We start from the raw sequence: 24598 nt of genomic DNA, 5'->3' as shown, positions 1-24598 counted from the left end.
ATTTTACTCAAAATAAGTCGTTGTTGAATAATAAGCCAAATTGTCTATCACCCTAGGAGCAGGCGTGTCGAAATATCTTACCCTTTGTGCAGTATGCCTAACAGCGGCGGTACCAGCGGTATTTGCTGCGAACCTACGCCTTAATATTGAAGGGCTTGAAGGGCAACTCAACCAGAATGTCCGTATTCAGCTTTCTAATATTTCACAAGATGAAGTCGTTGCAAATGGACGTTTTCGAGCTCGAGTAGAAAAAGCGATTCGTGAAGGGTTAAAACCACTGGGATATTATGAGCCTACGGTAGAATTTAGCTATGAAGAGAAAACCCCGCCAGCACGGTCAATTTTGACAGCCAAGGTCTCTCCGGGGGAGCCTATTCTTCTACAAGGTGTCAATGTGGTGTTAGAAGGGGGAGCGAAAACAGACCCAGATTACGCCAAGATGCTGAAAAAAAGCACGCCGAAATATGGCATCATCCAAAATGATGGTGACTATGAAGACTTCAAAGGTAAATTTAGCAGCCTAGCTATCCGTAAAGGGTATTTCGATGCCATGATGGAAAAAAGCCAGCTAGGCATTTCTGTTGATCATCATGCTGCCTATTGGGATTTTGATTTTAACAGTGGTGAGCGCTACCGCTTTGGTAAATTAACCTTTGAAGGCTCACAAATTCGTGAGGATTACCTCGAAAACCTCTCTCCTTTTAAAGAAGGGGAATATTACACGTCAGAACAGCTCGCCGAATATAACCAACGTTTGGCATCAACAGGGTGGTTCAACTCTGCGCTAGTCACGCCGAATATTCAAAAAGCCCGTGAAGAGCATACGGATCTATTACCTATGGAAGGGGTAATGATCCCAAGAGCGCAAAACTTCCTTGAGCTGGGTGGTGGTTACGCGACCGATGTGGGGCCTCGTGTAAAAGCGATATGGAATAAACCGTGGATTAACTCGCGGGGACAAAGTTTAACCTCCAGCATTAGTCTCTCTCAGCCGGAACAGTTGATTGATGCCAGCTATAAAATTCCACTCAAAGCGAATCCTCTAGAGCAATATTATGCGATTCAAGGTGGGTTTAAACGCACGGATTTGAACGATACTCAATCGAATACCACCACGCTGAACGTGTCTCGTAATTGGGATTATTCAAGCGGTTGGCAGTATGGCGTGAATATGCGCTGGATGTTGAGTAACTTTACCCAAGCGGATATCACTAATACGACGATGTTGTTGTATCCAGGGGCAAATGTCAGCCGAATTCGCCAGAAAGGTGGTGTGATGCCAACGTGGGGTGATAGCCAGCGCTATTCTATCGATTACTCCAATAAAATATGGGGCTCGGATATCGACTTCCTGGTATTACAAGCCAAGAATGTGTGGATCCGTACACCATGGGAAGGGCACCGGTTTGTCGTACGTGGAAACCTTGGTTGGATTGAAACCAATAACTTTGACAAAGTCCCACCAGACTTACGTTTCTTCGCAGGGGGTGACGGCAGCGTTCGTGGCTACGGTTATCAAAAGATCTCCCCAGAAGATAGTAGCGGCAAGCTCACCGGGGCATCCAAGCTGGCGGTTGGATCCGTCGAATATCAATATAATTTCACGGGTAACTGGTGGGGTGCCACTTTTATTGATAGTGGTGAAGCGGTAGACGATTTCAAAAATAGTGATTTTAAAACCGGTGCCGGTGTGGGGATCCGTTGGGTTTCTCCGGTTGGGCCGATTAAATTTGATTTAGCCAAGCCTATTGGCGACCCAGATAATAACAAAATTCAGTTTTACATCGGATTGGGGACAGAACTATGAAATGGATGAAATGGCTAAAGTGGATTGCAATCACCATTTTATTATTGTTAGTTCTGGTTGTTAGTGCGCTGTATTGGGTGTTAGGTACTAAATCGGGTCTGCATTTTGCGTTGAATTCTGCCACGCGTTTTGTGCCTGAGCTGACCATTGGTTCTATTGATGGTGACATTAACGATTTAACGCTCTCTGGTGTGAAGTATCAAATGCCGGGTGTGGATGTGGATGCGAAGAAAATCCATCTTGCATTACGTTTAAAGTGCCTGACCAGCCGTGAAGTATGTATTGATGATTTATCAACAGAAGGCGTGATGGTGAATGTGGATACTAGCCAATTCCCACCGTCTGAAGAGGCACCGCCTTCTGAGCCGCTAACAGAACTGAATGCCCCGCTAACCATCCGTTTAGCCCAATTAGCGTTGGTTGATACTCATGTTAATGTCGATGGCACTGTGATTGATCTCGACAAATTCGCCACGGGGATCACATGGCAAAAAAGAGCTATCGAAATCACGCCAACCGATATTATTAACCTTGCCATAAGCTTACCGCCTAGTGAGCCGGCTGAGGTACCAAAACCGGTTGAACCCGTTGTGCCTGAAGGTGAGCAACCTTCCCTTGGTGAGCAGCTTAAAACGTTATTTTCTAAGCCGCTATTAGCGGAGCTACCTGAAATTATTCTCCCTGTTGACCTGAATGTTGAGGGGATTAATGCCTCTAATTTCCAATTAAAAGGCGACACGGAAATTACGATTAATAGCCTGAATTTGAAGTTAGAAAATGAAGGGCAGAATGTTTTATTAAAGCAACTAAAAGTCGATGCACCGCAAGGTAATGTTGCGGTTTCTGGATCGATTTCCCTGCAAGAAAAATGGCCAGTCGCGCTATCCGTTATTGGTGAAAGCCGTCTTGAAGATTTAAATGGGCAGAAAGTCGATTTAACGCTTAAAGGTGGGCTGATGGATGAGCTGATGCTGGCATTGAATCTGAATGGTCCAATTACGGCAACACTAGAAGCTCAGACTGATTTAGCGCAGGCAGATTTCCCGATTGAGCTAACTTTAGAAAGCAAAAAATTAACTTGGCCGCTGGTGGGAGAAAGCCAATATAAGCTTGATGGCACTCGCTTACGCTTAAATGGTCGTCCTTCTAGCTATGACCTTTCATTACGTTCAGCCATCACGGGGCAAGATTTACCGCCATCTAAGTTATTATTAGATGCGAAAGGGAACGAGGAAAAAATTGATTTAACCCGTTTACGCTTATCTGCATTGCAAGGTAATGCAGACCTATCAGGGGTGGCGGATTGGAGTAAAGCCATTAGCTGGAATATGGTGCTGACGCTATCGGGTATTAATACAGCGAAGCAATATCCAGAATGGCCAGCGAAAGTTGAAGGGAAAATTGCCACGCGAGGCAGCCTATATGGTGGAAGCTGGCAGTTAGAGATCCCTGAAATTACCTTAGACGGTAATGTTAAACAGCACATCTTAAAGGCGCGTGGGCAAGCCAAAGGGAATGCCGCAGGGCAATGGAACATCCCAGATTTTAACCTCTTGCTGGGCAAAAACAGTGTGAATGTGAAAGGTTCTTTAGCCGATAAATGGAATCTTGATGCCAAAATTAATGCCCCAGCATTGAATGGATTAGTGCCAGGATTAGGCGGCGTGATCATCGGGGATTTAAAGCTTCGTGGTGATTTACAAGCCCCACAAGCGCTGGCGGATTTAACGGCGCGTGGCGTGAGATGGCAAGATTTGACCGTAGACACCACCACCATTAAAGGTAACGTGGCAACGGGTGACCAAATCAAAGGTGATTTATCGGTGGTGGTGCGCGGACTGCGCCAAGCGGATTTAGCCATTAGTAACCTAACGCTAGATGCCAAAGGGACTGAAAAACAGCATACGTTAAAGCTGAATGTGACGGGCAAACCGGTTTCTGGACAGCTTGCGCTGGCAGGCGGTTTTGATCGCCAAACACAAGTGTGGAAAGGGAATTTAAGCAATACCTTATTTGATACTGAGGTTGGAGAATGGCGTCTGAATCAAGCCATGTCCTTGAACTACAATAACACGACCCAAGAAGTCGTTATTGGCAGCCATTGCTGGGTAAACCCGAATGCTCGCTTGTGTGTGCCGAAGCCAGTTAAAGCGGGTAAAAGTGGTAGCGCTGATATTGTATTAGAACGTTTTGACCTTGCGATGATCAAACCCTTTATGCCAAGTGATACCCGAGTGAATGGGGTGTTCACAGGGCGTGCAAATACCATCTGGAAAGCTGATGGTAGCCTGCCTCAAGTGAAAGTTGACTTGAGTGGTGATGGCGTCAAAGTTGTGCAGTTTGTTGATGGTGCTCGTTTACCTATCGCGTTTGATACGCTGACATTAAATGCGGGTATTAAGAACGGTCGCGCGGATCTGAATTGGTTGCTGAAGATTGCAGGCAATGGTCAATTTAAAGGTAATGTGCAAATTTCTGACCTCGAAAGAAAGCGCTTACTCTCCGGCAACATTGAAATTAACGCCATTACATTAGGGCTAATTAAACCGCTACTTGGCGAAAAAGACATTGCAAATGGAAACCTGAATGCAAATCTACGTGTCGGTGGTTCGGCGCATAACCCGCTAATGAACGGTAATGTCACATTATCTGGGTTAGAAGTGAAGTCTGGGTTGATCCCGTTTGATATTCAAAATAGCCAATTAGCGATTAACTTTAATGGCACCAGTTCAGTCATGACTGGGCAGATCAAAACGCCTGAGGGTTACCTAAATATTGATGGTGATGCGGATTGGCGCAATATTGATGCATGGCGAGCGAAAGTGCTGGCGAGAGGGAATAACTTACGAGTTTCTCTGCCGCCAATGATCAAAATTGATGTACAGCCTGATTTGATTCTGGAAGCATCACCGAAATTGCTGACCTTAAATGGTAGCGTCAATATTCCATGGGCGCGTATTACGGTGCAAGAATTACCTGAGTCTGCGGTGAGTGCGTCTTCGGATGTGGTCATGCTGGATGAGCAGCTAAAACCGATCAACCCTAAACAGCCATCGATTCCAATCCAAACCAATTTAACGATTAATATTGGCAACGATGTGCGTCTGGATGCATTCGGATTAAAAGCTCGGTTAACTGGGTTATTAAAAGTCGCTCAGGATAAACAAGGGTTAAGCTTAAATGGCCAGGTAGATATTCCATCAGGACGTTTCCGCGCTTATGGGCAAGACTTGATTGTGCGTAAAGGGCTGATTCAATTCTCAGGGCCTGCTGATCAGCCGTTCTTAAATTTAGAAGCAATTCGTAATCCTGAAAACACGGCCAACGATGTGATTGCCGGCGTGAAAGTAACAGGACTTGCCGATAAACCAAAAGTTGAGATATTCTCTGAGCCCGCAAAAACACAGCAAGAGGCACTTTCCTATCTGTTAAGAGGGGAAGGGCTTGATAGCGGGGATGCGAATGGCTCACAAATGACCTCAATGCTGATTGGATTGGGCGTTGCACAAAGCGGTCAGTTGGTGGGTAAAATTGGTGAAACATTTGGTGTATCGGATTTAGCCGTCGACACCCAAGGTGTGGGTGACAGTTCGAAAGTGGTTGTGAGTGGGAAAATTACGAACGACTTGCAAGTTAAGTATGGAGTTGGCATATTTGATTCTTTAGCGACGCTCACTTTACGCTATAGGGTCATGCCGAAACTGTTTTTAGAAGCAGTTTCTGGCGTTAATCAGGCTTTGGACCTGCTTTATCAATTCGAGTTTTAATATATGCGTATCATTGTTTATGGCAGTTTAAGGCGCAAGCAAGGGAATCATCACTGGATGACTTATGCTCAGCTGCTAGGTGAGCATAAGCTAGAAGGCTATGAACTGTATGACCTTGGATATTATCCAGCGGTTATCAGAGGGAATGGCATGATTGAATGCGAAGTTTATCGTATCAATCCGTCTATTCTGACTGAGTTAGACGAACTGAAGAAAAATTCACAAGATTATGAGCGTGAGTTAATTCCAACACCTTACGGTAATGCGTGGATTTATCTCTATAAACACTCAGTTGAAGGCCTGCCTCACATCAAAAGTGGTGATTGGCTAAAGCGCCATGAAGAAGAGTAATCAGTAGTTTATCTGTAATTAGTCATCAAGAAAAACGCCGGGCATTGAAGATTCAGTGGTCGGCGTTTTTTATAGATGTTAAGCGTGGCTCATGGCTTTGAACATTTTTACGAACTCATCAATATGATGGCGTTCTGTGGTTGGATTCATAAAGACCGCTTTTTCACCTGGAATGTAAACAAAACGATTATGTTCCGCATAAGTTGAACAGGCGATGGAATCTACCCAATTAGTGAATAGGCCAGCTTTGCCGCGTGTTAAGAACAGATTGCGATGCCATTTGCTATTTCTAATCATGGTTTCATAAGCGGCTTTATCGCCAGCACAACTTAATTCATAGTTAAAAATGTCCTGTGGATCTGCATTCAATTTAGGGGAATAAAGGCGAAAGCCGACACTAGGCCCCTGATTTTGAGGCACCATAACCGCTGCATTTTCCATTTCAATCAACTGGTTGCGCATGTAGTTAGCATTTTGTAGGCAGTGAGCAATGATGGTTTGGTACCCTTCAATACCAAGATAATGCAGCCCTGCATAAGCGCCAAAGATCCCAACCCCACTACGGCTACACTCAATGGTGGATTGCAAGTGAGTTTGCCCTTCTAAATCGTGCTCAAAGTACGTGAAGTTTTCAGATGAGTTTTCAAGGGCTTTGAAATCATTGCCATCACGCACCATCACTAAGCTCGAGGTATAAGGGACATAACCCCATTTATGGAAGTCGATAGTGATGGAATCAGCATATTTAAGTTGTTTGAATTTTTCGACGGTGTGGCGTAATCCAAACAGTGTGGCTTCATTGATAGCGAGCGGGTTGGTATTAAAATCATAATTAATAAAGAAAATAATTGGCCAACCGACCGCAGCATCTACGTGAATATGCGGTTTTTCTGTTACTTCGAATTCTTCACACAGGCGGTTTCGTAGTTCATAAACCTGTTTTATTTCATCGACGCCAAAGGTATCAGTGGTACCTGCGGTTAATAAGATCACGGGGATCTTGCAGTGGACGGTATAACAGGCGCGGATCTGCTGCTCTAAGTCATGTAAGTCGATGGTGTTATCCGAGGCGACTTTGATACGAATGGTTTTGTTTTGAATATCCACACCCAGTAATGACAGGTTAGTGATATTGGAGTAGTGGCCGCCTTGGGAGTTGATGATCCGGTAGTCTTGATCCACGGACATACCCAGCTGGCGAGAATCTTTTAATGTTTTGCGAATGCCAAATAGGTAACCATATAAATTACACATGGTCCCGCCTTGAGTGAACAATCCAGACGCTTGGTTTTCATCATAACCAATTAAGTTAGCGACTTGTTTTATCACCGTTTTTTCCATGGAATCGGCGACGCCGGAATATTCGCAATAAACCATGTTAGGGTTGCCTAAAAGGCCTAGCATAGAACCGTATAATGCAGGGTCTGAAGGCATCGCAATCACGTTTTCGACGGACAGCGGGTTTTCCCAGTTTTTACATAATGCGGAAGCAAAAGCTAGCAGGGTATCTTGTTGATCTCCCGGTAAATTAATCTGCTGCTGGACATGGGACTGCTGAGCCAGTTGATTGAACCACTGAGCGCCATTTGGATATTGATTAATTAGCTGACTGTCTGCGAGTGTGGTTTTACGAAATTGGGTGATAGCTTGGATTTTTGGATCATTAAAAATAGGCCATTTATTCGGATCGCGGCTAAAAAAGTTCGCCACAATATTGTGGTACTGCTGTTCGAATTCGGGTGTGAGTAGGTTCGCACTTTGGCGAGCAAGAAGCTCTGATTGATTCACGCTAGACTCCCATTTACATTTATACAATTAATGATTTATGTAAATACTCTACACCTGAATCTATATTGATTTAAATAATATCAAACTGACTAATTCAGCTGGATTATTAGTTTAACTTTATGATAATAAAGAAATTAAAATATATTCCGGTTCTTTTTCCTAAGAAAATATATTCCTATATTGATATACTAATCACAGATTTATAATCTGAAAAACATTTATTTTTAATTGGAATTATTTCTCATTTTTTATTAAAAGCAGTCAATAAATTCAATATTTGTCAAATATATAAGAGTTTAATTCCGATTGATGTTTTTGGCTGTATGGTTGTCGATATATATCACTGAATATTATGAAATTGTGAAAAAATATTAATATTGTGAGAGGAAGGTATAGGCAAAAAAAAGCACTGGCAAAAACCAGCGCTTTTCTATCCACAGAAGGGATTAATTATTTTTTTGCAGCGCGTTCGAAAGAAGCGATGATTTCAGCTTTAGCTGCTTCTGCATTCTCCCAACCGTCAACTTTAACCCACTTGCCTTTTTCTAAATCTTTGTAATGCTCAAAGAAGTGAGTGATTTGCGCACGCAGCAGCTCAGGAATGTCGTTCACATCTTTGATGTGATCGTATTCTTTGCTCAGTTTAGTGTGCGGTACTGCAACTAATTTCGCATCTTCACCAGATTCATCAGTCATTTTCAGTACGCCAACTGGACGGCAACGGATGACTGAACCTGGTTGTAATGGATATGGAGTTGGTACTAAAACGTCAACTGGGTCACCATCTAAAGATAGGGTGTTGTTGATGTAACCGTAGTTGCATGGATAGAACATCGCAGTAGACATGAAACGGTCTACAAACAGTGCGCCAGATTCTTTATCAACTTCATATTTGATTGGATCTGCGTTAGCTGGGATTTCGATGATTACGTAGATATCTTCAGGCAGTTCTTTACCTGCTGGTACATTGTTCAGGCCCATTAAAATGTATCCTTATGAGTGCTTAAAATAACGTGGGGGACATTATAGCCGCAAAGAGAGGTAAAACTCACTAGTTGGAGAGAAATTCAGTCAAAAAAGGCGAGAGAGTCTCGCCTTCAGGTCAAACGGAATGTTTGATTATTCTGCGTCTGGGTACTCACGCATAAAGGATTCCGCTTTCTCAACCATGGCTTTCGTTCCCACAAAGAACGGCACACGTTGATGCAGCTTGGTTGGGATGATGTCTAACACGCGGTTAGTACCATCACTTGCTTTACCGCCCGCTTGTTCTGCTAAGAATGAAATTGGGTTGCATTCGTACAGAAGGCGCAGTTTACCTGTTGGATGGCTAGCTGTGCTTGGGTAAATATAAATACCGCCTTTGAGTAAGTTACGGTGGAAGTCCGCCACTAAAGAGCCGATATAACGAGTGGTATATGGGCGGTGGGTTGCTTCATCCTGCTCTTGGCAATATTTGATGTATTTCTTAACGCCCATAGGGAACTTGATGTAGTTACCTTCGTTAATGGAATACATTTTACCTTCTGCTGGGAACATGACTGCTTCATGAGACAGACAGAATACACCTAATGATGGATCGTAGGTGAAGGCATGAACGCCGAAACCAGTGGTGTATACCAGCATGGTTGATGAACCGTAAACCACATAGCCCGCAGCAACTTGGCGGTTACCTGGTTGTAAGAAGTCAGCTTCTGTAACTGGTTGACCAATTGGGGTAATACGGTGGTAAATAGAGAAGATTGTTCCAACGGAAACGTTTACATCGATGTTCGAAGAACCATCCAGAGGGTCCATTAAAACGACATATTTCGCGTTTTCTGCACGATCACCTTCGAAAATGACGATTTCATCTTCTTCTTCTGAGGCGATACCCGCGACTTCTCCGCGCGCTTTCAAAGCCGCTTTCAGTTTTTCGTTTGCATACAGGTCAAGCTTCATCTGAACTTCACCTTGAACATTCGAAACACCGCTTGTGCCGAGAATGTCAACGAGTCCAGCTTTGTTAATATCACGATGGATAATTTTAGCGCCCAGTTTGATAGCTGACAGTAATGCAGTCAGCTCACCTGTTGCATGAGGAAAATCTTGTTGCTTTTCGACGATGAATTCGCCTAATGTTTTCATGACGAAGGTCCTGAATAAAATTGACAGAAATTTGCGGGTCTTTATTGTACCCTCGGGCGGAGAGTTTATCTAAATAAAGAAAAGATTAATAGGCTAATACATTTATAAACCTGTGATTGATGAGTAGAATAGTGACAAACCTCATGCTATTGGATGGAAAAGAATGCACATACATATTTTAGGCATATGCGGAACCTTCATGGGCAGCTTAGCTATTTTAGCTCGTTCTTTAGGACACAAAGTGACTGGGTCCGACGCAAACGTCTACCCACCGATGAGTACATTGCTTGAAAAACAAGGCATTGAACTAATTCAAGGATTCGATCCTGCGCAGTTAGAGCCAACCCCTGATATGGTGGTGATTGGGAATGCGATGACCCGTGGAAACCCATGTGTTGAAGCCGTATTAGAACGTGGTTTACCTTATACCTCAGGGCCACAATGGCTCCATGACCATGTCCTTCCTGAGCGCTGGGTATTAGCTGTTGCTGGGACACATGGCAAAACCACAACGGCGGGTATGCTGGCGTGGATCCTGCAAGATTGTGGTTATGAACCAGGTTTTCTGATTGGCGGTGTTCCGGGGAACTTTGATGTTTCGTCCCAGATTGGTAAAAGCCCTTTCTTCGTTATTGAAGCGGATGAGTATGATTGCGCATTCTTTGATAAGCGATCTAAATTCGTACATTACAGCCCTAAAACGCTGATTTTGAATAACCTCGAATTCGATCACGCGGATATTTTTGAAAATCTCGAAGCGATTCAAAAGCAATTCCATCACTTGGTTCGTATTGTGCCAAGTAGCGGCAAGATCTTTATGCCAAGTAACGACAATAACCTCAAGCAAGTAATGAATATGGGGTGTTGGAGTGAACAAGAGTTGGTGGGAGAAAATGGTGAATGGCATGCTGTAAAACTTAATCATGATGGCAGCCAGTTTGAGGTGTATTACCAACAAGAAAAAGTGGGTGAAGTGAACTGGTCTCAAGTGGGTAATCACAATATCCAAAATGGTTTGATGGCCATTGCTGCTGCACACCATGTTGGTGTACCTGCGAAAGAAGCTTGTTTAGCATTGGATAAATTTATTAACGCCCGTCGCCGTCTTGAACTACGAGGTGTTGAGAACGAGGTCAGTGTTTATGATGACTTTGCTCATCATCCAACGGCAATTTTAGCGACGTTAGAAGCATTACGTAGCAAAGTTGGCGGTACTTCTCGCATTATTGCTGTACTGGAACCTCGTTCAAATACCATGAAAATGGGGATCAGCAAAAATGATATCGCACCCGCTTTAGGGCGCGCAGATGAAGTCTTTTTATTCCAACCTAGCAATATTCCGTGGATGGTCACAGAAATTGCAGAGCATTGTGTGCAGCCTGCGCGCTGGCACGCAGATATTGATACGCTCGCCAATATGGTGGTGGAGACGGCTCAGCCCGGTGACCATATTCTGGTGATGAGTAATGGTGGTTTTGGTGGTATTCATGAAAAACTGCTGGCAGGCCTAAAACATAAAGCCGAAGCTAAATCTGACGAGTAGTCTATAAGTGCTATCATGAATCAAAGCCCTAACTTAAGTTAGGGCTTTTTTGTTATAGCTGCTGAGGAAGTTCGACGTTTGCGCGTTCTGGTAGCCCGGAGCAGCTTAATACCGTGCCTTGCATCTCTTTTTTAACGCTGCCAAGATAACAATCCACCGAGTCTGTGAATAAGTGAAACAGACAGCCGACGGCGATCGCTTTGAATTTCCATGAAGGGAAGAAGAATAAGACGACATAAGCGATGGCCGCCCAAATGGTGTGCATAGGATGAAAGCCTACGCCGCAACGATCAGGATCAAAAATAGGATCCGCAAGAAGGTGATCGAGATCGATAGCCATCGTAGAGACCATTAACAATCCAGCTAGCTTCCAATTTTTTCGCCAAAATAAATAGCCAAATAAAAAGGGCACTAAAAAATGGAAACCGTAGTGAACGATATTCCTTAAGATCTCAAATAACACGGGCTTATCTCGATATGAATCAGTGGAAGACGCGTCACTATAGAGTTAAAAATACAAAGAGGGAACTGGGTTCCCTCTTTTTCGATATCTAAAACTTTCCGAAAGGACTAAAGTTCTTGTTCGAAAAGCACCAAAATGGCTTCGTACAATTCACGAGTGGTGAAATCGTTGGTTGGCGTTGAGAAAATAGTATCATCGCCAGCGATGCTGCCTAAGATGCCTTCAGCTTTGCCTAAGGAGTCTAATAGGCGGGCAATTAACTGTGCTGCTCCTGGGCTGGTACGGATCACAACAATAGAGTGGTTGTAATCAACATCCAGAACTAAGTTCTTCAGTGGGCTAGTGGCAGTAGGGACACCAGGCTCGGTTGGTAGGCAATACACCATTTCCATTTTTGCGTTGCGGGTACGTACAGCACCAAACTTCGTCAACATTCTGGAAATTTTAGATTGATTAATGTTTTCGAAGCCTTGTTCTTGAAGAGCGATCACAATTTCGGCTTGTGAACTGAATTTTTCTTCTTTAAGGAGTGCCTTAAAGGCTTTTACCAAGTCTTCTTGTTTCGACATAGTGCGCATAATTAACCCATCTTTTGGTATTAAACTGAGTTGTATTATGTTGAAAAGTGCATTTTTATGCAAGAAAATTGATTTTTTGAGTGTTTAATGAGCGATTTTAGATAAGGCTTTTCTGGTAATAAGAAGGGATTTATCTTAAATGGTTGGTTGGAAATTTAACTTAAAAATGAATTGATTTAACAATAAGTTACTGTAAAAAAATTGTTAAATAATCAAGCGGCGCTGAACAAATCGTCAAATAAAATTGGGTTTAATGTTAAATGCAATAGCAGTAAAAACTATTTGTTAAAAAAGTGTCCGTTATCTCATTAACAGATAAGGAATTTGTTTAGAATAGAGCTATTGTGTTGGTGATTTATCTCGCGTTAACACTTCTCTCTAACTGTTAAAGAATTGTTTTTTATAAGTAATGTGTTTAGTGCGTAGTCAGATGAATTCATATATTTTAAAGTACAATTAAGGAGTTTTAGAATGAAAGTTGCAGTCCTAGGTGCAGCAGGTGGTATCGGTCAGGCTCTAGCCCTTCTTCTCAAAAACCAGCTCCCAGCAGGTTCAGAACTCTCCCTCTACGACATCGCGCCAGTAACTCCAGGTGTTGCCGCTGACTTAAGCCACATCCCTACCGACGTTAAAGTGGTTGGTTTTGCGGGTGAAGATGCAACCCCAGCACTAAAAGGTGCGGATGTAGTATTAATTTCTGCGGGCGTTGCACGTAAGCCAGGTATGGATCGCTCTGACCTGTTCAATGTGAACGCAGGTATTGTACGTAACCTTGTCCAACAAATCGCGGTTACCTGCCCGAAAGCACTGATCGGTATTATCACTAACCCAGTGAATACCACCGTTGCTATCGCGGCCGAAGTACTGAAGAAAGCTGGCGTGTATGATAAAAACCGTCTGTTTGGTGTAACAACACTGGATATCATTCGTTCAAATACTTTCGTTGCTGAATTAAAAGGTAAGAAAACTCACGAAGTTGAAGTGCCAGTTATTGGTGGTCACTCAGGCGTGACAATCCTACCATTACTGTCTCAAATTCCTGGTGTTAGCTTCACTGATGAAGAAATCGCAGCACTGACTAAGCGTATTCAAAACGCAGGTACTGAAGTGGTTGAAGCTAAAGCGGGTGGCGGATCTGCAACACTGTCTATGGGCCAAGCGGCAGCACGTCTGGGCTTATCTCTGATCCGTGGTCTGCAAGGCGAAAGCAACGTGGTTGAGTGTGTATACACTGAAGGTGAAGGTCAACACGCTCGTTTCTTCGCACAACCAGTTGTGTTAGGTAAAAATGGTATCGAAAAACATTTACCAATCGGTGAATTAAGTGATTTTGAGAAAAAAGCACTTAATGACATGTTAGATGTGCTGAAAGGCGATATCGAGTTAGGTGAAAAATTCATTAATGGCTAATGCCAATTAAAATTTAGCGCTTAAATAAGGGCGGAGTTGCTTTCATGCGATTCCGCCCTTTATTTTTATACTCAATAAGTTTTACCTTATCAAAAATAAGGGGAATCCCCTTGAAGGTGCAATGAATGAATCTTGCCGTTTTTAAAGAAAATGATAAGGCGTTTTGTCTTTCAGTTCTGATCAAAAATAGCGACTGATTTTAGATCTTTTTCTTCTTCTAGTTCCTTGTTTTCTAATTTCTCTGTCTCCTTGATTTTCTTTGGCTTTTCTCGAACTTTTCTTTCTAATAAATCGCCCGTCATTGGATCATAATAGCGGCTAGGCCAGATTTCTGATGGATGAATACCTAAAAAGTTTGCGATGATCCATTCACCTTTAGGCCAAGGTCTTGATAGCGCATTTGCAAGTGTTGATGAGCTCAGCCCTGCTTCACGAGAAATCGCCGCGAGGGTTGTTCCACGTTTGCGTAAAGCTGCAATGATATCTGCTGGGTGCCAGTTTGATTTCCGTAACATCATTTTTTAATCCTTTTTTTACTCAGAATCATGTAGAGTTAGTGGTACATCTAACAGAGTATTGTGATACATTCAGTGCAATCATTCTGTTATTGGAAATAAAATAACAGAATTTTCCAATAATAATTTCTGGTTTTTTCTAAAAATTCATTTTTATGAAACTATCGTTATTTTTATGAAAATAGCGGAAAGATTCAGATAATTATTGTGAATTTAGCTAACACTTTGAAAATAAAACTAACTCATTTTAGTTAGCTCTCTGTTTTTTATATTTTCTTATATTTATTCTATTTATCGCGAAGATTTATATTTCTCAATAATGTATTGAATTATTTGAAAAGAATGGATTTTTTAGTCAGCACTATAAATCCATCGATATAAAATAGTTGATGCAAAGTTATTGATATAACAAGTGGATATACAGAAGAAAGCATCGATATCGATATAATTTATTAACTATTATATTTAAATATTAAAAATGGATATTGAAACGATTAAGAAAATAAAGAAAGTTTATAGTTAATCGAAGTCGTCATCATAATGACAAGGAGCGTCGATAATGAATAAGGAATGGTTAACAGCAAAAGAACTCGTTGGGCGTCAGGGGCTTCCGACAAGTACCCAAGGTATTAATGCCATGGCGAGGCGAGAAAAGTGGTTGAGTCGAAAACGAAGAGGTATTCAAGGAAAAGCATTGGAATACCATATTAGTTCGGTTCCCATTGATCTCGAAGAGTTCACTGTGATGTATGAAACTTCGGGAGGCTATCAAATCAAGCGTGATGAACATGCGCATATTTGGCAGGAAGCTTATAACCAGCTTTCCCAAGATGAACGGGTGAAGATCTTATCGTTTATTATGCGTAAAGGTGCTTTGGCTTTAATTCATCTTATTAATCAAAATAGCCATACATAGATTACATACAGTATTGAATCGAATAAATTTTTAGAAAAATAACTTTGGTATAGCGACAAAAGCAGGTTGCAAAATATAAGCTAAGCGTAAAAGTGATATTATGAAAAAATTGTGGTTCACTGCGAAAGAATTAGCAGGATTAGAAGGTCTTCCATCTTCACCTCAGGGAATTAACTTGATGGCGAGAAGGGAAGGTTGGAAAAGTCGTCGTAAAAGAGGTGTTCAAGGGAAAGCCGTTGAATACTATATGGAAAGCTTGCCGAGTGAGATCCAAGGCCAGCTGTCACTCCATGAGCCATCGGCACCGTATCAAGTTCAACGTATTGATGCGCTGCAAATTTGGTCTGAGGCTTATTACCAACTGACGGAAGATGAGCGCAAAATGTTTGTGAAATATATTTTGCGTCACGGGTTATCATCGCTATTGGCAAAAATAGAGCCTGAATCCGAAGATGAATAACCATGAAAAAGGGTGAAATTGCTTTCACCCTTTTCAATATTGATTTAGAGCTCTAACGGTGATTATGAATGGCGCTGAATAGCAACGTGCGCTAAACCAATCAATGCTTCTTTATACACTGAGTCTTCAAGGGCATTTAAAGCATCAATGGCCTTTTGAGATTCTTCTTGTGCGCGTTGGTAAGTGTATTCTAATGAGCCGCAACGTTTCATTGTGCCAAGGACGGTGTCTAATAGATGGCGACCATTTCCTTGTTCAATCGCTTGCCTAATTAGCGCTGACTCTTCTGCATTACCATGTTGCATTGCGTGTAACAGTGGTAGCGTTGGTTTCCCTTCATCAAGATCATCACCGGTGTTTTTACCTAACTGGGTATTATCCGCATCATAATCCAGAAGATCGTCGACTAACTGGAATGCTGTCCCAATATAGCGACCATAATCTTGCAGCGCTTTCTCTTGCTCAGGCGTGGCATTGGCTAAAATAGCGGATGCGTGAGACGCCGCTTCAAATAGACGCGCAGTTTTACTGTAGATCACTTGCATGTAGCTCTCTTCAGTAATGTCAGGATCGTTGCAGTTCATTAATTGTAAAACTTCACCTTCAGCGATCACGTTAGTGGCTTCAGACATCAGTTTTAAAACACGCATCGAATCAAGATCCGTCATCATTTGGAAGGATCGAGTATAAATAAAGTCACCGACTAATACGCTTGCCGCATTACCAAATACTGCGTTAGCAGTCTGTTTTCCACGACGCATATCAGATTCATCGACCACATCATCGTGTAATAAAGTGGCGGTATGGATGAATTCGATTAATGCAGCAACTTGAATATGTTTGTGTTCAGAATAGCCAAGAGATCGTCCTGCGAGGATCGCGATCATTGGACGGATCCTTTTTCCGCCTCCGCTAACGATGTAATAACCTAATTGATTGATTAATGCTACGTCTGAGTTTAATTGGCTGAGGATCGCTTCATTTACTGCTGACATATCCTCGGCTGTCAGTTCAACGATAGATTCTAAATTCATTGTAATATATTCATATTATTAGTTTTTGGGGCATTCCCTAAGTCAAAAATGGGAAAACCGATATCACAGTAATGGCGTAAGCATAACACTATTAATAATAAGATTATCGGGTGAAATGCAAAAAATGTTTAAATAAGTAACAATTCAAGATATTCCTAAGAAATCAGCTGTAAAAAGATAGGGCTGATAAAAAAGTCGTATTTTTTGTAATCTAACTGCATTATAGACTTGTGTTCTGCTGCTTTTTTGCGTAGAATTCGCGCCCTATTGTGAATATTTTATAGCGTGCTCTGGAATTGAAATATTTAGCGAGTACGCGGAAAGCGGAGTTAATATGTACGCGGTTTTCCAAAGTGGTGGTAAACAACACCGAGTTAGCGAAGGTCAAACTGTCCGCCTAGAAAAGCTGGACATCGCAACAGGTGAAACTGTTGAATTTGATCACGTTCTGATGGTTGCTAATGGCGATGAGATCCAAATCGGTGCTCCTATCGTTGAAGGCGTTAAAGTGAAAGCGGAAGTGGTTGCACACGGTCGTGGCGATAAAGTTAAAATCGTTAAATTCCGTCGTCGTAAACACAGTCGTAAGCAGCAAGGTCATCGTCAGTGGTTCACTGATGTTAAGATCACTGTCATCGCTTAAGATTTAGGAGAGCAGATTAATGGCACACAAAAAGGCTGGTGGTTCGACTCGTAACGGTCGTGACTCAGAAGCAAAACGTTTAGGTGTTAAACGTTTTGGTGGTGAAGCTGTATTAGCAGGTAGCATCATCGTTCGTCAACGTGGTACTAAATTCCACGCAGGTAACAACGTTGGTTGTGGCCGTGACCACACACTGTTCGCATTAGCGGACGGTAAAGTTAAATTTGAAGTTAAAGGTCCTAACAATCGTAAATTTATCAGCATCGAAGCTGAATAAGTTTTCTGACTTTTAATTTTTGAATTAAAGCCCTGCAAAAACCTTTTGCGGGGCTTTTTATATTCAGAATATGCCATCTCTGGGTAATACCGCCATCAGGCACTATAATGGCCAGCAGACGGAGAAAGAATTATGAAATTTGTAGATGAAGCCAAAATTTTGGTCGTGGCAGGAGATGGTGGCAATGGTTGTGTCAGCTTCCGCCGTGAAAAATATATCCCGAAAGGTGGACCTGACGGTGGTGACGGTGGTGACGGTGGTGATGTCTATTTACAGGCAGACGAAAACCTCAACACACTGATTGACTATCGTTTTGAAAAATCATTTCGTGCAGAACGTGGTCAAAATGGTCAAAGCCGTGAGTGTACAGGTAAGCGTGGTGAAGATATCACGGTTAAAGTCCCTGTAGGAACGCGTGTACGCGACCTTGGCACCAATGAAGTACTCTGTGACATGACTCGTCACGATCAACGCCATATGGTCGCTAAAGGCGGTTTCCATGGGCTTGGTAATACTCGTTTTAAATCTTCGGTTAACCGTGCACCGCGTCAGCGTACCATGGGAACGAAAGGTGAAACGCGCGAAATCTTATTAGAACTGATGCTACTTGCTGACGTCGGAATGCTGGGTATGCCGAATGCCGGTAAATCCACATTTATTCGTTCAGTATCAGCAGCGAAGCCAAAAGTTGCCGACTACCCATTTACAACCTTGGTTCCAAGCCTTGGTGTGGTACGTATGGATAACGAGCAAAGCTTTGTGGTTGCGGATATTCCAGGGTTGATCGAAGGTGCTGCGGAAGGTGCAGGCCTTGGGATCCAATTCCTGAAGCACTTAGAGCGTTGTCGTGTATTGCTGCATCTTATCGATATTTGCCCAATCGATGAATCTGATCCGGTGGAAAACGCCAAGATCATCGTGGGTGAGTTAGAAAAATACAGTGAAAAACTGGCTCAGAAACCACGCTGGTTAGTCTTCAACAAAGTGGATATCTTAGGCGAAGAAGAGTCTGCCAAACGTGCAGCTGAAATTGCTAAAGGTATGGGCTGGGAAGATAAGTATTATATGATTTCTGCCGTGAACCACGAAGGTGTGAAAGCACTGTGTTGGGATATCATGGAGTTCATGAATACTCAGCCGCGTGATATGGCTGTTGAAGATGAAAACAGCCAACCAGAGAAAGTTGAATTTATGTGGGATGATTACCACAAAGAGCAGCTATCTGGCGCAGAAGATCTTGATGACGATTGGGATGATGATTGGGATGAAGATGACGACGAAGGCGTCGAATTTATCTACCAAAAATAATTATCTTTAAGTCATATAAAAAGGCACAACTTGTGAAGGTTGTGCCTTTTTCATTATGAAGATCTTAAAAGGATCTTCAGAGGGGATCAGTTCTTTTGGTAAAGATCGCGATAGAGGCGGCTTTCAAAACGAACTAAAGGTACGCGGCGGCTATTATATTGGCTTTGTGGAACGGCATAAGCGGAAATAAACTGGACGAATGCAACTTTTTCACCGCTTGCGGTAGTAATAAAGCCCGCAAGATTATAAACCCCTTGTAATGCACCCGTTTTCGCTGACACCTTGCCATTGACTCCAGCCTCATCTAAACCACCACGGTAACGCAGTGTTCCATCATGCCCAGCAAGTGGTAGCATCGAAATGTAATCAAGTTGTTGGTCATTTTTAGCGATAAATTGCAAAACTTGCATCATAGTCGCTGGAGTGATCAAGTTATGGCGAGATAAGCCAGAGCCATCCACCATTACTGTGTTTCCTAAATCAATACCCGCTTTCTGCTTGAGAACTTGCCTTACTGCATCAGAGCCTGAGCGCCAGGTACCGGGAACGCCGTAATAATCACGACCAATAGTTCTAAATACCGTATCCGCTATCATGTTATCAGACTTTTTCAGCATGATTTTTAAGAGGTCATGCAGCGGCTTAGACTCAGTTTTGACGAGTACTTGGGATTGTGGCGTCTGTTGAGTGCGTTTTTTAACTGAGCCGGACAACTCAATACCCGCGACCTGTAACTCATTTTTGACGATAGCACCGGAGTAGCTCGCCCCATTTTGCACTGCAAATGCGAGCGGTAATGGCTCACTACGCTGCGTTAAGCAGCCTGTTAATGTATAGCGATTCAATTCACCTGGAACTACATCTAACTCGCAGTAGCGAGCTTCTGGTGAGCCTTTGGCAAGAGTTTTGACCTCACTAAACATATTTACAGGATAGAAGCTGGCAGTTTTGATATACGCCATTTCCCCTGCTTTATCTGATGGATAAAGGGAAACTGAGAAACAGTTTCTATCAATGATGGCTGCGGCCGGCGGAGCACTAAAGCATTGAGTCATATCATTCCATACCCAGCCCGGTGCTTTATCATGGCTGGCGAAAGCAGAAATATCGACAATGAGATCACCATCAATTTTATGAATGCCAATCTGCTTCAACGCATTGACCATATTGCGAATTTGCTGACGTGTTAACGTAGGGTCACCACTAAAGCGGATCACCAAATCACCGGATAACGTGTTGTTATTTAGCTTTCCGTTGGTCTCGAAGTTAGTGACGAAACGATAGTCTGGACCTAGCTGTAGTAATGCCGCGAGGGCGGTCACTACTTTCTGCGTACTGGCAGGCAGAGCCATTTGTTGAGCGTTATAATCAATAAGGGGTGTATTACTTCCTACTTTCTGCGCAACCAGAGCAAGGTTAGTGCCGTCAGGGAGATACTGCTTATAATCATCTATAGGGATAGCAGATGCTTGCGAAGTAATGAATGCAAGTCCTAAAGTGAAGATTAATTTTCTGGTTGATGTTAGTAGCGACATATATTTCACGCATTAGGGTAGACATACTGCACATACTAAAGTGTAATGCCCAATAAAGTAAACGATGATCAGCTATTAACTCTCAGTTAAAATAGCGAACAGTATGATAAGATAAGTCACAAGTTGGTCTGATTGAGTTATTGACACCTTAAGTTTTTGAACACCCCCCTACATATCATGGTGTTCGGTGTACTGTTGTTACAAAATCAGGAAGATACTTATTTTTAAATAGGATTGAATTAGAGGTATTTATCACATGAAACAGATTCCAATGACGGTATTGGGTGCGGATAAGCTAAGGGAAGAGCTCGAGTATCTGAAATCTGTCCGTCGGCCTGAAATTATTGCATCGATTGCAGATGCTCGCGCACATGGTGATTTAAAAGAAAACGCTGAATATCATGCTGCGCGTGAGCAGCAAGGCTTTTGTGAAGGTCGTATTCAAGAAATTGAATCTAAACTTTCTCACTCTCAAGTGATTGACGTTACCAAAATGGCAAATAATGGCCGAGTGATCTTTGGTGCGACGGTTTCCGTATTGAATTTGGATACCGATGAAGAGTTAACCTACCGCATCGTAGGTGATGATGAAGCTGATATTAAAGTGAACTTAATTTCAGTGAATTCACCCATTGCGCGTGGATTAGTGGGTAAAGAAGTTGATGATGTCGTAATGATTAAGACGCCGGGCGGAGATGTTGAGTTCGAAATTCTTAAAGTTGAGTATATCTGATTCCTATTTCCCTGAATTGGTTATATTATTTTACTGATTTAGAGAGAAAGGCCGCAGGCGGCCTTTTTCGTCATATAAAATATGCTTTCAATGGCATTTTTATATAAATGAGCAGTGATTATTTAGGTAAACTAATTTTGCGCTCAGCCGATGGACGGTAGAGAACGAGAATTTTACCGATAACTTGAACATTTGCTGCACCAGTTTCGCGAACAATCGCTTCAGAGATCAAATTTTTAGTTTCACGATCTTCGCCAGCGATTTTGACTTTGATAAGCTCATGATGTGTTAATGAGACTTCGATTTCAGCCAAAACACCCTCAGTTAAACCATTGTTGCCAATCATAACAACTGGGTTTAAGTGATGAGCGAGACTTTTTAGGTGTTGAATTTGTTTTTTGTTAAGATTCATCGATTTTTTGCTTGGTTAGTATTGAAAATGGCATATTCTACCGCCATCTGATCACTATCACCATCTATTAATCTTATTTGATGGTAAAGAAGCAGCTAATGATTACCCGAAAGTAATCCAGTGACAAGTAGGCAGCACGTTAACACTCTCCCGATAAACAGCAGTAATTATGTGACTTGGGTAGAAAAAATGAAGCTAACTCCCTGTAACTTGAAGAATGTCGGGAAATGTATTTCTATTAGTATAGTTGGAAAGTGCAATGGCCAATAAAAAACGTTCGGCAAGCTCCAGTCGTTGGTTGCAAGAACATTTTAGTGATAAATATGTTCAGCAAGCACAAAAGAAAGGGCTCCGCTCGCGTGCATGGTTTAAACTGGATGAAATCCAGCAAAGTGATAAGATTTTTAAACCAGGTATGACCGTTGTTGATTTAGGGGCTGCTCCTGGTGGGTGGTCGCAATATGTTGTCGGCCAAATCGGTCACAATGGTCGTATTATTGCTTGTGACCTATTACCAATGGACCCAATCGTCGGCGTAGATTTCCTCCAAGGGGATTTTCGTGATGAAGCTGTACTGGCTGCTTTGTTAGAGCGAGTTGGCGATAAAAAAGTACAAGTGGTTATGTCTGACATGGCCCCAAATATGAGCGGAACACCAGCAGTGGATATTCCCCGCTCTATGTATCTGGTTGAACTAGCATTGGATATGTGCCGTGCGGTATTGGCTCCCGGGGGAAGTTTTATCGTTAAAGTGTTTCAGGGAGAAGGCTTTGACGAATACCTTAGGGATATCCGCTCCCTGTTTACGAAGGTGAAAGTTCGTAAACCCGAATCTTCGCGGGCACGATCGCGTGAAGTATACATTGTAGCGACAGGACTAAAACTATAGTACCCTGAGCGTTATTTGTTAACACAGTTGTAAGGTGAGGTTAATCCCTTGAGTGACATGGCGAAAAACCTAATTCTCTGGTTAGTCATCGCAGTTGTTCTGATGTCCTTGTTCCAGAGTTTTGGCCCAAGCGATTCGAATAGTCGCAGAGTTGATTATTCAACGTTTATCAATGAGTTAGCCCAGGATCAGGTACGTGAAGTTCGTATCACAGGTCGTGAATTGAACGTCAGAAAAGCGGATAATAGCCGCTACACAACTTATCTGCCTATGCAGGATGAGAAGTTGTTAGACACCTTGTTAAACAAGAATGTTACTGTCGTCGGTGAACCACCAGAAGAACCTAGCTTACTGACATCTATTTTCATTTCCTGGTTCCCAATGCTGCTGTTGATTGGTGTCTGGATCTTCTTTATGCGCCAAATGCAAGGTGGTGGCGGTAAAGGGGCGATGTCATTCGGTAAAAGCAAAGCCCGTATGCTGACAGAAGATCAGATCAAAACAACATTTGCTGATGTTGCGGGTTGTGATGAAGCTAAAGAAGAAGTGGGCGAAATCGTAGACTTCCTACGTGAACCAGCTCGTTTCCAAAAACTCGGTGGTAAGATCCCTAAAGGCGTCCTGATGGTAGGACCTCCGGGTACAGGTAAAACATTGCTGGCAAAAGCTATTGCCGGTGAAGCTAAAGTGCCATTCTTTACTATTTCTGGTTCAGATTTCGTGGAAATGTTTGTCGGGGTTGGTGCTTCGCGTGTTCGTGATATGTTCGAACAAGCAAAGAAAGCAGCACCTTGTATCATTTTTATTGATGAAATCGATGCTGTTGGTCGCCAACGTGGCGCTGGTTTAGGTGGTGGTCACGATGAACGTGAGCAGACACTGAACCAGATGCTGGTTGAGATGGATGGTTTTGAAGGTAACGAAGGTATTATCGTGATCGCGGCAACTAACCGTGCTGACGTTCTGGACCCAGCATTATTGCGTCCGGGTCGTTTTGACCGTCAAGTTGTGGTTGGCTTACCTGATGTTCGTGGTCGTGAGCAAATCTTAAAAGTTCATATGCGTCGTGTGCCTATCGACCCTGCGGTTGATACGAATATTTTGGCTCGTGCAACACCTGGTTTCTCCGGTGCGGAATTGGCTAACTTAGTGAACGAAGCTGCACTGTTTGCAGCGCGTGAAAATAAACGCGTTGTAACGATGGCGGAATTCGAAAGAGCGCGTGATAAAGTGTGGCTGGGTGCAGAGCATCGCTCACTGATGATGACTGAAGAGCAGAAAGAATCTACTGCTTATCATGAAGCTGGACACGCAATCGTCGGTTACTTAATGCCAGAGCATGACCCTGTTCATAAAGTGACTATTATTCCTCGCGGTCGTGCGTTGGGTGTGACTTTCTACTTACCTGAAGGCGACCAAATCAGTGCGAGCCGTCAGAAGTTAGAAGGTAATATCGCTAGCACATACGGCGGTCGTATTGCGGAAGAGCTGATCTACGGTTATGACAAAATCTCAACCGGCGCATCAGGTGATATCCAGCAAGCAACCAGCACAGCGAGAAAAATGGTGACTCAGTGGGGCTTCTCTGACAAGTTAGGTCCAGTGTTATATTCTGAAGAAGAAGGCCCTGCATTCTTAGGTCGTTCAGGACATAGCTCGACTTACTCAGATGAAACTGCACGCATCATTGATGAAGAAATTAAAGCAATTATCGACCGTGGTTATGAGGTTGCACATAAGACCTTAACTGACAATATGGATATTCTGCATGCGATGAAAGATGCATTATTGAAATATGAAACTATCGATATGCCAATGATTGACGACCTGATGAACCGCCGTCCAGTACGTGCGCCAGCAGGTTGGGATGAGGATAAAAAAGTGAACAATGTGACAGGTTCATTTGGTGCAGCAACTAGCGCATCAAAGCCTGAAGCAAAGCCAGCTGAATCTCAACCAGAAGAACCAACTGATAAATCAGATGAACATGATTCATCCGATAACAACGATAGCAAGCCACAGTAAACTATCGTGACAAGTTG

The 24598-nt window shown here is 42.8% G+C and carries 21 protein-coding genes and 1 pseudogene; 13 read left to right on the top strand and 9 right to left on the bottom strand.

Annotated features, from left to right (window positions below):
- The first annotated feature begins 64 nt into the window (after positions 1 to 64).
- Genes tamA through LDO73_RS16525 form a run of 3 tightly spaced genes read left to right on the top strand, consistent with a single transcriptional unit; the run spans position 65 to position 5925 of the window.
- Entirely contained in the window at positions 65 to 1807 is a 1743-nt protein-coding gene (tamA, locus tag LDO73_RS16535) for an autotransporter assembly complex protein TamA (protein ID WP_224059456.1), read from the top strand.
- Positions 1804 to 5574: an autotransporter assembly complex protein TamB gene (tamB, locus tag LDO73_RS16530; protein ID WP_282560690.1), complete on the top strand. Its 3771-nt coding sequence runs from the start codon at positions 1804 to 1806 to the stop codon at positions 5572 to 5574. The genes tamA and tamB overlap by 4 nt, the downstream gene beginning before the upstream one ends.
- Positions 5575 to 5577: 3 nt before the next feature.
- Positions 5578 to 5925: a gamma-glutamylcyclotransferase family protein gene (locus LDO73_RS16525; RefSeq protein WP_224059455.1), complete on the top strand. Its 348-nt coding sequence runs from the start codon at positions 5578 to 5580 to the stop codon at positions 5923 to 5925.
- Positions 5926 to 6003: 78 nt separating this feature from the next.
- On the opposite strand, the gene LDO73_RS16520 is transcribed toward LDO73_RS16525, so the two are convergent.
- From LDO73_RS16520 to fbp, 3 genes are all read right to left on the bottom strand, one after another.
- Entirely contained in the window at positions 6004 to 7713 is a 1710-nt protein-coding gene (locus LDO73_RS16520) for a pyridoxal phosphate-dependent decarboxylase family protein (RefSeq protein ID WP_224059454.1), read from the bottom strand.
- Between the two features lie 450 nt (positions 7714 to 8163).
- Positions 8164 to 8694, bottom strand: coding sequence for an inorganic diphosphatase (ppa, locus tag LDO73_RS16515; protein ID WP_006658000.1), 531 nt, complete (start codon positions 8692 to 8694; stop codon positions 8164 to 8166).
- 138 nt (positions 8695 to 8832) lie between these two features.
- Positions 8833 to 9840 carry a class 1 fructose-bisphosphatase gene (gene fbp, locus LDO73_RS16510; protein ID WP_224059453.1) on the bottom strand — a complete coding sequence of 336 codons (1008 nt, stop codon included), beginning with the start codon at positions 9838 to 9840 and terminating at the stop codon, positions 8833 to 8835.
- Between the two features lie 163 nt (positions 9841 to 10003).
- Between fbp and mpl the strand changes: the two genes are divergently transcribed.
- Positions 10004 to 11383, top strand: coding sequence for a UDP-N-acetylmuramate:L-alanyl-gamma-D-glutamyl-meso-diaminopimelate ligase (gene mpl / locus LDO73_RS16505; protein WP_154603034.1), 1380 nt, complete (start codon positions 10004 to 10006; stop codon positions 11381 to 11383).
- Between the two features lie 52 nt (positions 11384 to 11435).
- On the opposite strand, the gene LDO73_RS16500 is transcribed toward mpl, so the two are convergent.
- Together LDO73_RS16500 and argR are read right to left on the bottom strand one after the other, a co-directional pair.
- Entirely contained in the window at positions 11436 to 11846 is a 411-nt protein-coding gene (locus LDO73_RS16500; protein WP_224059452.1) for a DUF6122 family protein, read from the bottom strand.
- A 107-nt stretch (positions 11847 to 11953) separates the two neighbouring features.
- Positions 11954 to 12424, bottom strand: a complete 471-nt coding sequence (gene argR / locus LDO73_RS16495) for a transcriptional regulator ArgR (RefSeq protein WP_224059451.1) — start codon at positions 12422 to 12424, stop codon at positions 11954 to 11956.
- Positions 12425 to 12895: 471 nt separating this feature from the next.
- Between argR and mdh the strand changes: the two genes are divergently transcribed.
- Entirely contained in the window at positions 12896 to 13834 is a 939-nt protein-coding gene (mdh, locus tag LDO73_RS16490; protein ID WP_224059450.1) for a malate dehydrogenase, read from the top strand.
- 263 nt (positions 13835 to 14097) lie between these two features.
- On the opposite strand, the pseudogene LDO73_RS16485 reads toward mdh, so the two are convergent.
- Positions 14098 to 14352 (bottom strand): annotated as a pseudogene (locus tag LDO73_RS16485) (helix-turn-helix domain-containing protein); the annotation flags it as partial.
- A gap of 556 nt (positions 14353 to 14908) precedes the next feature.
- Between LDO73_RS16485 and LDO73_RS16480 the strand changes: the two are divergent.
- Together LDO73_RS16480 and LDO73_RS16475 are read left to right on the top strand one after the other, a co-directional pair.
- Positions 14909 to 15265 carry a DNA-binding protein gene (locus LDO73_RS16480; RefSeq protein ID WP_224059448.1) on the top strand — a complete coding sequence of 119 codons (357 nt, stop codon included), beginning with the start codon at positions 14909 to 14911 and terminating at the stop codon, positions 15263 to 15265.
- Between the two features lie 100 nt (positions 15266 to 15365).
- The gene (locus LDO73_RS16475; RefSeq protein WP_224059447.1) at positions 15366 to 15725 is read left to right on the top strand and encodes a DNA-binding protein; all 360 of its coding nucleotides are present in this window, start codon (positions 15366 to 15368) and stop codon (positions 15723 to 15725) included.
- Positions 15726 to 15787: 62 nt separating this feature from the next.
- On the opposite strand, the gene ispB is transcribed toward LDO73_RS16475, so the two are convergent.
- Positions 15788 to 16759: an octaprenyl diphosphate synthase gene (gene ispB / locus LDO73_RS16470; RefSeq protein ID WP_224059446.1), complete on the bottom strand. Its 972-nt coding sequence runs from the start codon at positions 16757 to 16759 to the stop codon at positions 15788 to 15790.
- Between the two features lie 334 nt (positions 16760 to 17093).
- Between ispB and rplU the strand changes: the two genes are divergently transcribed.
- From rplU to cgtA, 3 genes are all read left to right on the top strand, one after another.
- Positions 17094 to 17402 carry a 50S ribosomal protein L21 gene (gene rplU / locus LDO73_RS16465; RefSeq protein ID WP_006658010.1) on the top strand — a complete coding sequence of 103 codons (309 nt, stop codon included), beginning with the start codon at positions 17094 to 17096 and terminating at the stop codon, positions 17400 to 17402.
- Positions 17403 to 17421: 19 nt separating this feature from the next.
- The gene (gene rpmA / locus LDO73_RS16460) at positions 17422 to 17679 is read left to right on the top strand and encodes a 50S ribosomal protein L27 (protein WP_004905922.1); all 258 of its coding nucleotides are present in this window, start codon (positions 17422 to 17424) and stop codon (positions 17677 to 17679) included.
- A gap of 132 nt (positions 17680 to 17811) precedes the next feature.
- The gene (cgtA, locus tag LDO73_RS16455) at positions 17812 to 18987 is read left to right on the top strand and encodes an Obg family GTPase CgtA (RefSeq protein WP_154628831.1); all 1176 of its coding nucleotides are present in this window, start codon (positions 17812 to 17814) and stop codon (positions 18985 to 18987) included.
- A gap of 86 nt (positions 18988 to 19073) precedes the next feature.
- On the opposite strand, the gene dacB is transcribed toward cgtA, so the two are convergent.
- Positions 19074 to 20522, bottom strand: coding sequence for a serine-type D-Ala-D-Ala carboxypeptidase (gene dacB / locus LDO73_RS16450; protein WP_224059445.1), 1449 nt, complete (start codon positions 20520 to 20522; stop codon positions 19074 to 19076).
- Positions 20523 to 20778: 256 nt separating this feature from the next.
- Here dacB and greA point away from each other — a divergent pair, with 256 nt between their 5' ends.
- Positions 20779 to 21255 carry a transcription elongation factor GreA gene (greA, locus tag LDO73_RS16445; RefSeq protein ID WP_224059444.1) on the top strand — a complete coding sequence of 159 codons (477 nt, stop codon included), beginning with the start codon at positions 20779 to 20781 and terminating at the stop codon, positions 21253 to 21255.
- Positions 21256 to 21373: 118 nt separating this feature from the next.
- Here greA and yhbY read toward each other — a convergent pair whose 3' ends face one another.
- Positions 21374 to 21667: a ribosome assembly RNA-binding protein YhbY gene (gene yhbY, locus LDO73_RS16440; RefSeq protein WP_224059443.1), complete on the bottom strand. Its 294-nt coding sequence runs from the start codon at positions 21665 to 21667 to the stop codon at positions 21374 to 21376.
- Between the two features lie 259 nt (positions 21668 to 21926).
- Here yhbY and rlmE point away from each other — a divergent pair, with 259 nt between their 5' ends.
- Both rlmE and ftsH read left to right on the top strand, forming a co-directional pair.
- Positions 21927 to 22556, top strand: coding sequence for a 23S rRNA (uridine(2552)-2'-O)-methyltransferase RlmE (gene rlmE / locus LDO73_RS16435; RefSeq protein ID WP_036949039.1), 630 nt, complete (start codon positions 21927 to 21929; stop codon positions 22554 to 22556).
- Between the two features lie 57 nt (positions 22557 to 22613).
- Positions 22614 to 24581, top strand: a complete 1968-nt coding sequence (gene ftsH / locus LDO73_RS16430; protein WP_224059442.1) for an ATP-dependent zinc metalloprotease FtsH — start codon at positions 22614 to 22616, stop codon at positions 24579 to 24581.
- Positions 24582 to 24598: the final 17 nt, after the last annotated feature.

The organism is Providencia alcalifaciens (genome assembly GCF_915403165.1).
Classification (GTDB): Bacteria; Pseudomonadota; Gammaproteobacteria; order Enterobacterales; family Enterobacteriaceae; genus Providencia; species Providencia alcalifaciens_C.
Note: the sequence above shows the minus strand (reverse complement) of the source record. Positions and strands in the feature narration are given on the sequence as shown.